A 13,876-nucleotide genomic window follows, 5' to 3' on the forward strand; every position below is an offset into this window, starting at 1 on the left:
TATGGATCCTGTATTTGAATACGAGCGAAATCTGACGCGTCGAACGCTATTAGGGAAATCTGCACGGGGCATTGGTGGTGCCGCTTTGGCTTCACTGCTCTATCCTGAATTATTTAGTCAGAACGCCAAAGCCGAATCTGAAGTTGTACCAGATGCCGTTAAAAAGATAGCACCCAAAGCGAAACGCATTATTTATCTGTTTCAATCGGGAGGTCCTTCGCATGTGGACCTGTTCGATTATAAGCCCATCTTACGCAAGACGCATGGTACGGATCTACCTGATTCTGTCAAAGGCACCCAGCGAGTCACAGGCATGACAGCCAGACAAAAGTCATTTCCTGTAGTGGCACCTTTCTGGGAGATGAAGCAGTGTGGGGCACATCAAACCTGGATCAGCGAACAACTGCCTCATACACAAACCATTGCCGATGACATTACCATTTTGAAATCAGTCAATACGGAAGCGATTAATCATGATCCCGCGATTACGTTTATCAACACGGGCACACAGCAAATTGGTCACGCGAGTCTAGGATCGTGGTTGAGTTACGGACTGGGCAGCGAGAATGAAAATCTCCCCGCTTATATGGTGATGCTCTCGCAGGGAACGGGAAAGAACCCGGGACAACCTTTGTTTGATCGCTTGTGGGGCTCTGGTTTTCTGCCTCCCAGCCATCAGGGAGTCAAATTGCGTCCTGGTTCGAGTCCCGTCTTATACTTGTCAAATCCGGCAGGCATCGATCGTAAACAACGACGGACCTTGTTGGATGATTTGGCAAAATTGAATCGAGGACAGGCACAAGAGATTGGTGATCCGGAAATCCAGGCGCGTATCAACTCATACGAAATGGCCTATCGCATGCAAACGTCAGTTCCTGGATTGATGGACCTTTCCAGCGAAACCGCGAAAACATTTGAAATGTATGGGCCTGAATCAAAAAAACCAGGAAGTTTTGCCGCGAATTGCCTGTTAGCGCGTCGTATGACTGAGCGCGGGGTACGGTTTGTTCAACTCTTTCATCGCGGTTGGGACCAGCATGTATCTCTCAAGCGACAGCTACCTAATCAGTGTCTTGACGTGGATCAGCCTTCGGCAGCATTGGTCAAGGACCTGAAACAACGAGGATTGTTAGACGAAACACTTGTTATCTGGGGTGGTGAGTTTGGACGCACCGTCTATAGTCAGGGAACCATCGGCAGTCCGAGTGCCGGTCGAGATCATCATGGCCGTTGTTTTTCCATCTGGATGGCCGGTGGTGGTATCAAACGCGGATTTGAATACGGCAAGACCGATGATTTTTGCTACAACATTGTCGAAAACCCGGTACACATTCGCGACATGAATGCCACAATCCTGCATTGCATGGGAATTGATCATCGTCGGCTGACTTATAAATACCGTGGTCTGGATGCCAGGTTAACCGGGGTCGAAGAAGCTCACGTGGTTTATGACATCTTGGTGTGATCGATTTAACTTCTGTTCGAGCCAAGCACAGAAAAGTCAGCAAACGTAACGTAAATGCTGAAAACTATCAGAATTAAAATGATTCCAGCCGGCTTGGCAAGTTGCCATGGTGTCATATCAACGGCTCCGACGTCTTCCTGGACAAATTCGGTTTCGCGGGGGACTATTTCGCCAATCACCAACATCAGAATCATGAGCCAATTGAAGACAATTCCCAGAAAGTGATAGTCGTGTAACGAGGCGACGATCATGTCAAACGGTGGTACAAAGTAACCTATTACAATCACTGCGAAACCCGCAACAAGCCCGATTTTTGCTGCGAGCGAAGGGACACGTTTAGTTAGCATTCCAATGAGAACCACGGCAAAGATGGGAATGAAATAAATGCCATTCATCTTTTGCAGGTAACCAAAGATGCTGGTTGTATTTGCTAACAGGGGGGCGATACACATTGCCACAACTGCGACAATCCATCCGAATATTTTTCCAGATTTGACTACTTCTTTTTCACTGGCTTCCTGTCTGAGAATATTTTTGTAAAGTCCAAGACTGAATAACGTGCAGGAACTATTCAAAGCGGAATTAAAGCTGGAAAGGATTGCGCCGATCATGGCTGCTGCAAAGAACCCTGTTAAGTGATCAGGTAAAGTATGCCTCACCAATAAGCCATATGAATCGTCTGCTTTAATATTTTGACCATTAAACATGGTAAAGGCGATCATTCCGGGGATCACCAGATAAATTGGCCCCAATAGTTTCAATGCACCCGTTAACAAAACACCCTTCTGTCCTTCAGCTAAACTGCTGGCTCCAAAGGTACGCTGAATGATTTGCTGGTTGGTAGTCCAGTAAAAGAGGTTTAACAGAAAAATACCTGAGAAAATTGTGCCAAAGGGAACTGATGATTCGGGGCTACCGATCGAATTGAAACGTTCTTTCTGTTGATCCAAAAGCAACTGTGTTCCAGCTGAAATACCACCCTCGCCACCAAGCATCGACAATGCATATCCGGTGATCAAAAAACCGCCGACAAACAAACCGATGCCATTTAAGGTGTCAGAAACTGCGACTGTTCGCAAACCACCAAACAAAGCATAGATTGATCCAATGATTCCCACGCACCAGACGATCAGCCATAGAGCGGTCGTTTCAGGATCGATTCCGAGTAATTCCGGCAAGCTACCCAACATGGAAGGTAGGTCTAGAATTCCGACCATTCCGGTTGCCCCTGTATAAAGAATGATCGGGAGCAGAATACCCACATAAGCCAACAGGAAGATCAGATTCGTAATTACCTGTGTTTGGTGATCGAATCGAATTCCGAGGTACTCAGGCACAGTTGCTACGCCACTTTTTAAGAAGCGTGGAAGAAAGAACCATGCCATAAAGACCAGAGCGACAACACAGGCCACTTCCCAAACCATCACACACAGACCATCTGTGAAAGCCGCACCGTTCAATCCAACCATCTGCTCAGTGGAGAGGTTTGTGAGCAAAAGCGAGCCAGCAATCAAGGGAAACGTAAGCGATCGACCCGCAAGGAAGTAGCCACTACTGCTGTCATGGTCATCACGGCGTGTAATCCACCAGGTGAGGATGGCCACCAATCCTGTAAAGAACAAGAAAGAAACGAGAGTGAGCAGCATGTTAATGGGTCCAGATATTGTCTTTAGACTATGATTTAGGAGTGTTAAATATTTATAAGGTGTTTATTAAACAGTGTTGCAATACATTACACATCCTTCGTTCTAATTTCCACTAACGCAGCTTCCATTATTCTTCCTCATTTTTTATTCAATGCACTCTGTTTGTTACTTTTGTTAATTTATTTTAATCGCCTAAGCTCAAGCGTTTGTTTGATTTTGACAGGTTGTTTCGTTCTCTGCTCGAACAGACGCCATGCAACGAGGAGATTTACCAAAACAAAGAGAGGAACTCCGATCATGGCAGCAATTGACATTGGGAAAGCAAATACGGCGCGTGCATCTGGTTGAGCGTCAAATACCTGTAAAGGTCCGGGTAGGCCAAGTTGAAGTAAGAGAGGTGCCGCGGGGACGATGACGAAGGCGCCGATCAGATTCCAGTAAAAAAACTGGCGGCTTGAGAGTCGATCCGCTTTTGTTCTTTTTAGTATCCAAAATGTGGATAGCGCAAACAGTAAATCAGGAATTCCTACCAGTAACTCAAAGTAGATTGGAAACGAGTTTCTGCTGGCTCCGACTAAAGTTCCCACTGCCGCAAGTCGTAGCATATTAAAATAGATCCAATGTTCCCACATGGTTGCATCTACGGCGCTTCTGAGGTCATGCCTAAGGCCCCCACTCATAAGCACAGGAGTAATACAGGCGGTGACTGTGATAGATTGAAGCCAGAAACCTGGATAGTAATTGAGAAGTACTTCAGAAACATAAACTCCTAGATACCCCAGGTAGGTTGCTACACCTGCATAAAAAACAATCCATACCCAGAAAGCCATAAGACGCCAGGGAGGCACATTTCTGTTGGGTTTTGCATTTTGGAAAACAAATAATAAGAATGCAAGTTCTGTTATGAGCAGAAAAGGGGTGAGCGAGAGTTTCATGATTCAATACCTCAGATAAGAATAGTGCTGATCTTGTTATTCTTTTTGATAAGAGTTTGACAAAGCCACCGTAAGATTTGATATGATTTGAAAAATAAACCGCGGAGTGTGTCTGATTTAGATCAAACACCACTCCGCGATCGAAGGGTATATCAGCCAGTGGTAACTGCCTTCTCCTCTGCTAACTTCTCACGCAAGCCTTTGAGACTATTGATGCGCGCTCCGGCGATCCAATCACCTTCTCTGACATCTTCAAAGAAGATCCACACGCGGTTATATGCTTCTTCTTCATTCCAGGCAGAACCCTCGGCTTCATAAATTGCGCGAGTTACATCTTCTCCCAATCGATGTTTACTTTCGTTGTTGAGTAGTGATTGCAGTGTGGTGAACCTCAGACGATAAATTGGTTTTGGAGGTGCGCCGGAAACCTGCGTCACTTGGTTGGCAGGCATTTCATGCAGATAGACCCAGGTGAATTCCCTGGCAAATTGACTGCCTTCAAGACCTTCGTACCCGATTGCGATTTGTCCGAGTCTGGTTGGTAATTCAGCTTTTGCAGCTTCAGTTAAAGACCCTTTCTGGTATTGGATATCGATGACTGGCATCCTGTTTCTCCTTCTAATGAGATAAAATATGAATCACTGACACGACAGCTGATACTGTGGGACGATCGTGTTTGATTCAGTTGTTGAAGTAAGGTCTGTTTGCTTCAGGGAAGTACTTAAGATGAGTCAACATGCATCACTTTTCCTGCTTTCAGTTCAGTGGATAGAATTAAAAACCTGTATATGCAGATATATTGCAAAAAAATGAGGCTTATGTACCTGATTATTGTTTTCTAAGCCTGTCGATCAGTGGTTGATAGCCTTGTGTTGCCAGCATGCTCCCGATTCGTTCAAAGTAGCCTTGGTCACCCGTGAAGCCCATTGCGTCTACGAGTCGGTTAACACAGGAAAATAGGCTCACTACATTAGTGATGTCTTCAACGGCTTGCTCCGTCCATCCCTGGTCGAGAAGTTGCTGGATATCATCGTGCCTGATGTGATGAGGGTCTTGTGTCAGTTTTTCAGCAAAATAAAGCGCTGCCGTCATACGTTCTTCTAGAACTTCGAAGGCAGTATCGCGTCCAAGTTGATCAATCACACTTTGTGCGATACCAAAAGCTTCAAGAGTTTGGTGATGAACGCCCACACAAAAATCACAACCGTTGAGCACGGAGACATAAGCGGCAATCATTTCTCGTTCCGGAATACTGACTTGCGACTCGCGTGTCATGACTTGATTGATATATTCAAGCAGCGGATGATAGAGATCCGGATCGCGCAGAAAAGCGTCTGCGATTCCCTTCATGTTATTTTGAGATGTCAAGTAAGGCATAATTCTTCTCCTTATTTCATTTCGAATTTTTTTAAAAACCTGCATATACAGATAAATTGTTAAAAAATATTACATTCCGAATCCCTGTTGTCTCGCAAATGATTGCAGTGTTTCTACTCCGCTTTTACCTAAGAGCTCACGTGCTTTCTGCTGTGCTTCGCTCCAGAGGGGAATTGCCTGATTTAGTAACTTTCTTCCCTCAGTTGTGAGCTGATAAGGGTGTTCACGGGCATCCTCTCCGATGGTTTCTTCCAACCATCCATTGGATTGCATTCGATCCAGATTGCGGCTTAGTGTGGAATCATCGAGTTGTAACTGACTGCAAATATCGGCCTGTCGAAGTTGCCCCTGTTCTTCAGCAAACGCGAGCATTGCCAATTGCGGTACGCGCAATTTTAATGGTCGCAGCGCGTCATCATAAATCTTAGTAATCACACGATTGGCCAAACGCATTCGTAATGCGATACACGATTGGGGAATCAATTCTGCACCCAATGATTTTTTTCTGTTTGACATTGTTACCTCCTTATATCTGTATATACAGAAAAAATGACAATGTCAACGAAATAATCAAAAAAAGATAATCTGCATCTTATTGGGCGATCATCATCGCCAAAACCTTGGTTGACATTGGAATTTGACACATCAATACTGTGAGGTGGAAAATTAATCAGCCTATAAGGACTTGTCATATCTCCTCTTACACCTATAAAACGTTATGTTGATGTTTTAATCTTCGGACCTGATTTCGTTTCATGGAAGCCTGTAATTAACAAGTATTTAGATAAAAAATGCTTGAGAAATTAAGGGGATCATTGATGGCTTATTTTTTCAAGGTGATGCTGATCATAGCCTGTTTCATTTTAGTCTTTTCAGTAACGACGATCCGAGTTGAAGGTGATGATCGTCTTATTTCAGCAGGTCCACTCTATCAACTGACTAAGGTTTCTTATGCTCAGCAGCCACGGGTCTTGTTTGACTTTTCGAAGCAGGAGGCTGGTAACCAGTGGCAAACTGTCAATGACGGTGTAATGGGGGGCATTTCAGAGGGGCGTTTTCGAATTTCGAATGAGGGAATACTGGAATTCTTTGGTACTCTGTCACTCGAAAATAACGGCGGTTTTGCTTCAGTTCGTTCGCGACCCAAACAGCTGAACCTGCAGGTTGGTGACATACTCCTGACACGGGTGAAAGGTGATGGTCGAAAATACTCATTAAATCTATACCTGCCAATACGTCGTGTTGCATTTTCTTATCGTATGGAATTCAAAACGGAAAAAGACAAATGGATTGAATTACGATTTCCACTTAAAGACTTTGTCGCCACTTCATTTGGGCGAACTGCCGATAACGCTGGTCAAGTTAACGCACCACAAGTAAATTCAATTGGTTTCTTACTCGGCGACAAAAAAGCAGGTCCGTTCAAACTTGAAGTCGATTGGATAAAAGTGGAAGCCGCACTAAAAGAACAAAGATAAGAGTGAATTTATGATGGTTAGAAAGTGAATTTATGATGGTTAGAAAACGAATGATCTATTTCAGTGTTGTCATCGTAGTTAGCTTACTTGGCTATTTTGGTTGGAAGTTGACAGCCAGAAGTGCTTATGAATCAGCCGAATACAAGTTACTTGAATCAGAGAACTCCTTTGAAACTCGCGAATATCCAGACCTCACGCTGGTAACGACCAATATGCAGTTTGATTCGCAAGGTGACGATGGAAGCTTTATGCGATTATTTCGTTATATAGACGGTGCCAATGACGATCAGCAAAAAGTAGCTATGACGACACCCGTTTTCATGGAACCTGAAGGCTCTGAGGAATCAGGTCAAATGGGATTTGTTGTCCCAAAAATCGTCACGAAGCAAGGTGTTCCCCAGCCGGTTAATAAGAAAGTTCGAGTGCAAAAACGTGTTGGTGGGCGTTTTGCCGTGATCCGATTTAACGGAAGATTAAATGAAAAAACAGTCGCAAAAGAAGAAGAAAAATTACGCAAGTGGATGAGCAAAAAAGGTCTGATTGCTGATGGTGATTCTGAGTACGCGGGCTACGATCCTCCCTGGACTCCCGGTCCCTTCCGCCGCAATGAAGTTCTGATTCGATTGAAGTAAAACTATTCAACCAAAGTCAAAATCGATGATCTTATTACAAGCTTATCTGTTTATCGCATCAGATTAATTAAAATCACTAATCTGAAAGGCTCAATTCATCAATTCCCGTAGGATCGAAACTGAAACTGCGTGAGTAAATTTCTCGTGTCCATTCTTCAGCTATGAAGCTTCGTTTGCCCTTAGAACCAATTGAAAAAATTCCGATGCTGTCATGTAAACAGTTACCTGCATAAACAAATCTGCAATCGGCTGAAAAAATTGCTTCGCACAAAATCAGATGGCAATATGGAAATTGTTTGTCGTGAAGTTAGCTTTCCCACTTTCGAGTCATAATCGAACAAAACAATGGTTGATCTTTCTTCATGAATGGAATTTGACCAGCGTTTATTATGATGAAGGTAAAAATGCCGAGGACCATCACTTGGATGAAGTGAGATTTGGATATCCATAATCTTTCAGTTTTCACTGGCAGAAGTACCTAGAATTGAGAGATTTCGGTTTGTGAATAACAGAAACATCTTATTAAAATTTGCATTCTTGGCTGAAAACTCTCTTAAATCTTTCTTCTTTCCATATTCAATGAGAAAGACAGGCTTGCGGACTCTTTGAATATTTTTGAGGAATCTGATCATTCCTTCGATGTGATCCAGCTTCTGTTTTTTATTTCCAGTTGTGAAGAGATCCTCAATACCGATTGAATCTATGGAATTTACATATTCGGGTTCTGTCAATAGTTGTGCCGCATTTTGAGGAATGATTAAAAAGTGAGGTTTGGTTTTACGCGCATGTAGTGCAATCTTGTGGACCCATGCAATCATGTCTTGACGGTAGGTATTGCCGGTTGCAGGGTTTATTCGATTGTCTACCCATTTCTTGTTCTTCGCGTCATATTCGTAGAATTCAAAGGCATCGACAATATCCAGATAAATTCCATCAAATCCTTGCTTCATTATTTCGTCTACATATTTCAGGATGATATTCTGCCACGACCTGCACCAATAACGTACCTTATAGTTTCCTTCCCAATCTGGATTAAGGGTATTCAAAAATGACGGTGCTCCTTTGTCAGGCTGGCCGTCTTGGTTTGTATCCCAGTGACTTTGCCAATAGGGACGATAATTTTCGGCCTCACCGATTGAAATGTACGCAACAACTTTGCGAGCAAACTTACCTTTACGAATACTCTCGATTTCCTCTGAAGTCCATAGTCCATTTATATCTGTATTATACGCATAATCTAAAACGATGAGATCACGTCCGCTCGATGCCAGTCTCTTGACCGCCTCATTTCTAGAAGAGGCAAGTTTTTCAGCTTGAAGGACATAGGTCATTGACCTTGCATTTAAAGTGATTCTTTCCTCCCCATGGAGAAGAATTGGTGTGAAGACAAAAAACAAATATAATAGGTGAGAAAGGTGATTCATTTGTTTTTATACTCAACGGATTGTAACAGTGAAAAAAGTCATTTTGTAGTTTATCAAATAGCATTGTCATATAGGGCAAGAATTGAATCATCTCCATAGTACTTGATTGAATTTTCAAGATTCTGTTTTTGACCTTTCGCGATATTTGCCTGGGGTGATTGCATTTTTGGTTTTAAAGATTGTGCTCATGTGTTCGACGTGATTGTATCCAGAGAGCTTTGCAATTTTCTCCAGATTGAAATCGGTTTCCGTCAGCAGCTCTTTTACACGAATCATTTGCAATCGCATGATTTCTTCTTTGGCAGAGTGCCCAATGTACTTTTCGAATCGGCGTGTCAATGTGGCTCTTGTTAATGGGAATCTTTTTAGCACATCATTCACATTGATTCCATCACAGGCATGATCACGAATGTATTGAATTGCTTTTGCAATGAGTGGATCATCGATGGCAAAAATATCACTCGACTGACGCGCAATCACACCTTGTGGTTCAATCAAAATTGGCTCATCTGGTACTGCTCCTCCTTGCATAATTTGATCCAAAACGGAACATGCACGATATCCTATTTCCTGAAGACTGTGTGCAACACTACTCAAAGGTGGGTTTGCAAGTTCGCAAAGATACTGATCATCATCAATTCCAATGACGGCAACTTCGGCTGGAACGGCAATCCCAAGTTCATTGCAAACGTCTAACACCCGAACGCCGATGACATCATAAGCTGCAATGATCCCTGCTGGTTTGGGAATTTCCTGGAGCCACTTTGTCAATTCCGCTTGATGAGTTGGCCAGTCTAAGAGGCCACCTTCAGCGTTCGATGGATCACAGCAGGAGTGAAATATTGATTGATCTAGAAAATTGACGATAGCTTGATATCGAATGTCTGACCAGGTTGTGCCCTGAATACCCGCAAAACCGATTGTTTTATAACCTCGATGTAGAAATTCCTGAGCAGCCAAAATCGCCAGGCGTCGATCGTTCGTGTGTACGATGGGAAAATGGGGATCATATATTTCCCCAAGTGAAACTGTGGGAATCTTGAGTTTCTTGACTGCATCAAACACAGTCGCGTTGGAAGTTCTTAACAGGATTCCATCAGTGGGGCGTTGCTCAATCCACTCAGGTAAAGGATCATCCAAACCTCGTTCGTTGATAAAAATAGACCAGTGACGATGGCTCCTTACATATTGGGAAATTCCCTCAATAATCCCGCGCCCATATGTTTTGGATGTTTCCACAAGAACAGCAATCTGCGGTCGATAAGCCATAGTCAGATTATCTATTGGATTATTTAAGAAATAAAGTTGTGTGAAAAAACCTTAATATTTTATCTCATAATCTCATTGTCACCACACAATTTCAGCGTAAAAATCATTAAATATCACACAAATCATTTCTATCTATTTTCAAGGGAAGATTTCATGAAAAGCTTAACCAGGCGTCGTGGTTTTACGCTCATTGAATTGTTGGTAGTCATTGCCATTATTGCCATTTTGATTGCTTTGTTGCTTCCTGCAGTGCAACAGGCCCGAGAAGCTGCTCGAAGGAGTACATGCAAAAATAACCTGAAACAGATTGGTTTGGCGCTCCATAACTATCACGATGTGCACCGCACTTTCCCTCCTGCAATTTCAGCACAAAATGACGATGCGAATGGGTATACAGAGCAAGGAAACTGGGGATGGCCCGCTTACTGCTTCCCATTTCTTGATCAGGCTGCATTATACAATCAAATGGATGTTTCTGGTCAAAGTCTGGCACAGGCTTTAGCTGACCCCGTGTTGGCAAGTGTAGCTGCGACACCACTGCCCGTTTTCTCATGCCCTTCCGATCCAAAGCCTGAGATTAACGATTCACGTCGAATCAGAGACTCGGCAAATCAACCTCATTTTGTTGCAGGATCTAATTATGTGGGGAGTGCGGGACATAATTTTTCGAGAATGGTGGAACCAGTTGGGACGGAATTCTGGAATCGCCCTACAGGTATTTTTTATAAAAATAGTAAAGTTCGAATTCGTGATATTATTGATGGGACGAGCAATACGATTCTAGTGGGAGAACGTGTTTATGGAAAACTTCCTGTATCCGGAGGAAATAACGGAAGAGCCGGGACTGCATTTGGAACGTCGGGTTCGACGGGTGACTGGAGAGGGATTCCCGATGTAAGTTTTGCAGCAGGCGTTCCCATGAATGATACTTTGCACTGGGCTTTTGATCGCGCGACTTCCAGTCAACATGTTGGAGGACTTCATTTCCTTCTTTGTGATGGAGCGGTTCGCTTTGTGAGTGAAAATGTGAATCAAGGTGGCGGTGGTTGGGGGCACGATAATGCCGTCTATGAATTGTTATGTGCCATTAATGACTCTGAAGTGATCGGTGAATTCTAAAAATGATTTGGTTCAGGCATAACAGTCTTAACCACCAAAACAATCCGGGGTGCGGAAGAGCCTTTTTGTTTTCCTCTCCCCGGTTTCATTCAAAGTAAAACTTTCACAAGATACGTTCTTCAGAAATGTGTCTAACTCAAATAATTCTTGAGAGGAGTTCATCATTCTTGAGTCTCTCTCACTAATTCCTATCTCAATTCATAATCTAATTTAAAGGGAGGTCAAACATGTCTCGCGCCAAATGTCTTGTTCTGTTCTTTTTGTCGTTCCTGTTATTACAGGTTGGTTGCGGTGATCGTGGCGATCGTCCCGAACTTGCGCATGTTTCTGGAACCATCACCCTTGACGGAAATCCTGTCGAGTGCGCCAGGGTGATGTTCATGCCCACCGAGGGAGGAGCACCGCGGGGTGCAATCGGAGTTAGCAACCCAGACGGAAAGTACGAATTGATCTATATCAATGAAAAAGGGTGCCCCCCTGGAAAGTTCAAAGTAGCCATCACGACGCGCGGACAAAAATATGATGATGAAGGGAATTTTGTTGGCGCGCGGGAAGAATCGATCCCGGCGAAATATCACAACGAAAATAAAACTAAGTTGACGGCTAACATTTCTCTGGATGATGAGAACGTGGTCGATTTTTCCTTAAAATCAGAATAGTGTCCATTATTTCTACTCCTTTGATTTATACTCTGATTGAACGATTGAGTGTGTCAGAACAATGTTTGTTAATGAACGATTGAGAATTTAAAGCTAATGAAAGCGGAAAATTCATGTGAAATTGTTTCTGAGCATGTATTTAAGGAGGACTGAGCGGACGAGTTTCAGGTGTATTTGCTGAGACAGAGAGTTATAATGGTAAGTACTGATGTTCTAGTGGTACTACCTCCTTAGCTTTCTATCAAAGGCGAATTTTCATGCCCTCTTCATGGGTCATTCAGGTTCTAACTTTATCTTCACTCATTGGCTTGGCTTCGTCTGAGGCGAATGCGCAAGATAAGCAGCAGCCGATACTCTCAGAAAGCGTACTTCTTGAGAAGATTGAAGCTGGTGCTCAAAAAGGCCCCTTTCAACCTGATTGGAACTCTCTCGAAAAATACAAGATTCCAACGTGGTATCAGGATGCCAAGTTTGGAATTTTTATTCATTGGGGGGCTTACAGCGTGCCCGCTTTTGGAAGTGAGTGGTATCCCCGTTGGATGTATATCGATAAAAAAACATGGCGTGGAAATACTTATGCACATCATGCCAAAACCTATGGTCTCCACAAGGATTTTGGTTATAAAGATTTCATTCCCTTATTAACGGGAGATAATTTTAACGCGGCGCAGTGGGTAAAACTCTTCAAAGATGCGGGAGCACGCTATGTAGTGCCAGTCGCAGAACACCATGATGGTTTCGCTATGTACGATAGTAATCTGACGCGTTGGAATGCAGTCGACATGGGGCCTAAGCGAGATATCATTGGCTTACTTGAAAAAGAAACTCGCAAAGCGGGGCTGAAATTTGGGGTTTCCAGTCATCGTGCATTTAATTGGGCGTACTTTCCACGTAAGCCACATTTTGATAATGTTAATCCTCACTATTTTGATCTGTATGGTCGTGATCATGAATTTCTATACGCGGATGATGTGTATGACTTGAGTAAACCCTGGCCTCCACAGGACATGGTATTTAAAAACCATTGGCTAGCCCGTACGGGTGAACTGGTAGAAAAATATCATCCTGATCTGATCTGGTTTGATTTTGGGATTTCTCCGATCTGGGTGAAATCCTATGACACCAATCCGTTTCAAAAACACCTCAAAAAATTTGCTGCGTACTACTACAACGATGCAGCAAAAAATCATCAAGAGGTTGTGCTGAATTATAAATTGAACGCATTTCCGGAAAACGCAGCCGTGTTGGATATCGAACGCGGCAAGCTGGCGGGGATTCGCCCGCTACTTTGGCAAACGGATACTTGTGTCAGCTTTAATTCCTGGGGACATATCCGTGATCAGCACTACAAACCTGTGAATTTAATCGTAGATGATCTGGTTGATATCGTCTCAAAAAATGGGGTGTTGCTTCTCAATGTGTGTCCCAAACCTGATGGCAGCATTCCCCAGATGGAACAGGACATGTTACGAAAAATTGGCGGATGGCTGAAAATGAATGGAGAGGCGATTTACGAAACACGTCCCTGGTTAACTTATGGAGAAGGGCCCAGTGTGACCATCGAAGGTGAAAAACAGGAAGAGAAAAACAAGGGATTTACTGCCCAGGATATTCGCTTCACTACTCGAGGTGATACTCTCTATGCCATTATTCTTGGTTGGCCGGAAGAACGGCAGGTTTTGATCAAATCTTTGGCTAAGAAAGATAATGGTACACTGAAGAATGTCAGAAGGATTAAGCTGCTTGGCTCTGAAGATTCAGTGAAGTGGAAGCAAACCAGCACTTCTTTGAAAGTGATCTTACCTGAAAAAAGTCCTTGTGATTTTGCTGTGGTACTAAAAATTGAATAGAGATTGACCATAAAGGCAACCA

At 43.3% G+C, this 13,876-nt stretch carries 13 protein-coding genes and 1 pseudogene; 6 read left to right on the top strand and 8 right to left on the bottom strand.

Annotated elements, in window-relative coordinates; all coding sequences use genetic code 11:
- Position 1 precedes the first annotated feature (1 nt).
- On the top strand, positions 2 to 1,465 hold the full coding sequence (locus V144x_RS10490) for a DUF1501 domain-containing protein (RefSeq protein ID WP_144985120.1): 1,464 nt from the start codon (positions 2 to 4) through the stop codon (positions 1,463 to 1,465).
- A 5-nt stretch (positions 1,466 to 1,470) separates the two neighbouring features.
- Here V144x_RS10490 and V144x_RS10495 read toward each other — a convergent pair whose 3' ends face one another.
- From V144x_RS10495 to V144x_RS10515, 5 genes are all read right to left on the bottom strand, one after another.
- The gene (locus tag V144x_RS10495; protein WP_144985121.1) at positions 1,471 to 3,111 is read right to left on the bottom strand and encodes a solute:sodium symporter family transporter; all 1,641 of its coding nucleotides are present in this window, start codon (positions 3,109 to 3,111) and stop codon (positions 1,471 to 1,473) included.
- Between the two features lie 179 nt (positions 3,112 to 3,290).
- Positions 3,291 to 4,046, bottom strand: a complete 756-nt coding sequence (locus V144x_RS10500; protein ID WP_144985122.1) for a hypothetical protein — start codon at positions 4,044 to 4,046, stop codon at positions 3,291 to 3,293.
- A 152-nt stretch (positions 4,047 to 4,198) separates the two neighbouring features.
- Positions 4,199 to 4,651: a hypothetical protein gene (locus V144x_RS10505; protein ID WP_144985123.1), complete on the bottom strand. Its 453-nt coding sequence runs from the start codon at positions 4,649 to 4,651 to the stop codon at positions 4,199 to 4,201.
- A gap of 223 nt (positions 4,652 to 4,874) precedes the next feature.
- On the bottom strand, positions 4,875 to 5,423 hold the full coding sequence (locus V144x_RS10510) for a carboxymuconolactone decarboxylase family protein (RefSeq protein WP_197998859.1): 549 nt from the start codon (positions 5,421 to 5,423) through the stop codon (positions 4,875 to 4,877).
- A 69-nt stretch (positions 5,424 to 5,492) separates the two neighbouring features.
- Positions 5,493 to 5,939, bottom strand: coding sequence for a MarR family winged helix-turn-helix transcriptional regulator (locus V144x_RS10515; protein WP_144985125.1), 447 nt, complete (start codon positions 5,937 to 5,939; stop codon positions 5,493 to 5,495).
- Between the two features lie 302 nt (positions 5,940 to 6,241).
- Between V144x_RS10515 and V144x_RS10520 the strand changes: the two genes are divergently transcribed.
- Both V144x_RS10520 and V144x_RS10525 read left to right on the top strand, forming a co-directional pair.
- Positions 6,242 to 6,901 carry a CIA30 family protein gene (locus V144x_RS10520; protein WP_197998860.1) on the top strand — a complete coding sequence of 220 codons (660 nt, stop codon included), beginning with the start codon at positions 6,242 to 6,244 and terminating at the stop codon, positions 6,899 to 6,901.
- 32 nt (positions 6,902 to 6,933) lie between these two features.
- The gene (locus V144x_RS10525) at positions 6,934 to 7,533 is read left to right on the top strand and encodes an SOUL family heme-binding protein (RefSeq protein WP_197998861.1); all 600 of its coding nucleotides are present in this window, start codon (positions 6,934 to 6,936) and stop codon (positions 7,531 to 7,533) included.
- Positions 7,534 to 7,609: 76 nt separating this feature from the next.
- Here the strand turns inward: V144x_RS10525 and V144x_RS10530 are convergent.
- The 3 genes and pseudogenes from V144x_RS10530 to V144x_RS10540 all read right to left on the bottom strand — a co-directional run bounded on the left by V144x_RS10530 (position 7,610) and on the right by V144x_RS10540 (position 10,226).
- Positions 7,610 to 7,982, bottom strand: a pseudogene (locus tag V144x_RS10530) (lactonase family protein).
- Positions 7,983 to 7,988: 6 nt separating this feature from the next.
- Positions 7,989 to 8,957 (bottom strand): MJ1477/TM1410 family putative glycoside hydrolase, encoded by a 969-nt coding sequence (locus V144x_RS10535; protein ID WP_144985126.1) that lies wholly within the window; start codon positions 8,955 to 8,957, stop codon positions 7,989 to 7,991.
- 114 nt (positions 8,958 to 9,071) lie between these two features.
- Positions 9,072 to 10,226, bottom strand: coding sequence for an AraC family transcriptional regulator (locus V144x_RS10540; protein ID WP_144985127.1), 1,155 nt, complete (start codon positions 10,224 to 10,226; stop codon positions 9,072 to 9,074).
- 153 nt (positions 10,227 to 10,379) lie between these two features.
- Here V144x_RS10540 and V144x_RS10545 point away from each other — a divergent pair, with 153 nt between their 5' ends.
- The 3 genes from V144x_RS10545 to V144x_RS10555 all read left to right on the top strand — a co-directional run bounded on the left by V144x_RS10545 (position 10,380) and on the right by V144x_RS10555 (position 13,854).
- On the top strand, positions 10,380 to 11,345 hold the full coding sequence (locus V144x_RS10545) for a DUF1559 domain-containing protein (protein WP_144985128.1): 966 nt from the start codon (positions 10,380 to 10,382) through the stop codon (positions 11,343 to 11,345).
- 227 nt (positions 11,346 to 11,572) lie between these two features.
- Entirely contained in the window at positions 11,573 to 12,004 is a 432-nt protein-coding gene (locus tag V144x_RS10550) for a carboxypeptidase-like regulatory domain-containing protein (protein WP_144985129.1), read from the top strand.
- A gap of 257 nt (positions 12,005 to 12,261) precedes the next feature.
- Entirely contained in the window at positions 12,262 to 13,854 is a 1,593-nt protein-coding gene (locus V144x_RS10555) for an alpha-L-fucosidase (RefSeq protein ID WP_144985130.1), read from the top strand.
- Positions 13,855 to 13,876 lie beyond the last annotated feature (22 nt).

Source organism: Gimesia aquarii (genome assembly GCF_007748195.1).
In the GTDB taxonomy this organism is placed as follows: Bacteria; Planctomycetota; Planctomycetia; order Planctomycetales; family Planctomycetaceae; genus Gimesia; species Gimesia aquarii.

What these genes read in the sequence shown, in the direction of transcription:
- V144x_RS10490 (WP_144985120.1), top strand. Translation starts at nt 2, where the DNA reads ATGGATCCTGTATTTGAATACGAGCGAAATCTGACGCGTCGAACGCTA.
- V144x_RS10495 (WP_144985121.1), bottom strand. Translation starts at nt 3,111, where the DNA reads ATGCTGCTCACTCTCGTTTCTTTCTTGTTCTTTACAGGATTGGTGGCC.
- V144x_RS10500 (WP_144985122.1), bottom strand. Translation starts at nt 4,046, where the DNA reads ATGAAACTCTCGCTCACCCCTTTTCTGCTCATAACAGAACTTGCATTC.
- V144x_RS10505 (WP_144985123.1), bottom strand. Translation starts at nt 4,651, where the DNA reads ATGCCAGTCATCGATATCCAATACCAGAAAGGGTCTTTAACTGAAGCT.
- V144x_RS10510 (WP_197998859.1), bottom strand. Translation starts at nt 5,423, where the DNA reads ATGCCTTACTTGACATCTCAAAATAACATGAAGGGAATCGCAGACGCT.
- V144x_RS10515 (WP_144985125.1), bottom strand. Translation starts at nt 5,939, where the DNA reads ATGTCAAACAGAAAAAAATCATTGGGTGCAGAATTGATTCCCCAATCG.
- V144x_RS10520 (WP_197998860.1), top strand. Translation starts at nt 6,242, where the DNA reads ATGGCTTATTTTTTCAAGGTGATGCTGATCATAGCCTGTTTCATTTTA.
- V144x_RS10525 (WP_197998861.1), top strand. Translation starts at nt 6,934, where the DNA reads ATGATGGTTAGAAAACGAATGATCTATTTCAGTGTTGTCATCGTAGTT.
- V144x_RS10535 (WP_144985126.1), bottom strand. Translation starts at nt 8,957, where the DNA reads ATGAATCACCTTTCTCACCTATTATATTTGTTTTTTGTCTTCACACCA.
- V144x_RS10540 (WP_144985127.1), bottom strand. Translation starts at nt 10,226, where the DNA reads ATGGCTTATCGACCGCAGATTGCTGTTCTTGTGGAAACATCCAAAACA.
- V144x_RS10545 (WP_144985128.1), top strand. Translation starts at nt 10,380, where the DNA reads ATGAAAAGCTTAACCAGGCGTCGTGGTTTTACGCTCATTGAATTGTTG.
- V144x_RS10550 (WP_144985129.1), top strand. Translation starts at nt 11,573, where the DNA reads ATGTCTCGCGCCAAATGTCTTGTTCTGTTCTTTTTGTCGTTCCTGTTA.
- V144x_RS10555 (WP_144985130.1), top strand. Translation starts at nt 12,262, where the DNA reads ATGCCCTCTTCATGGGTCATTCAGGTTCTAACTTTATCTTCACTCATT.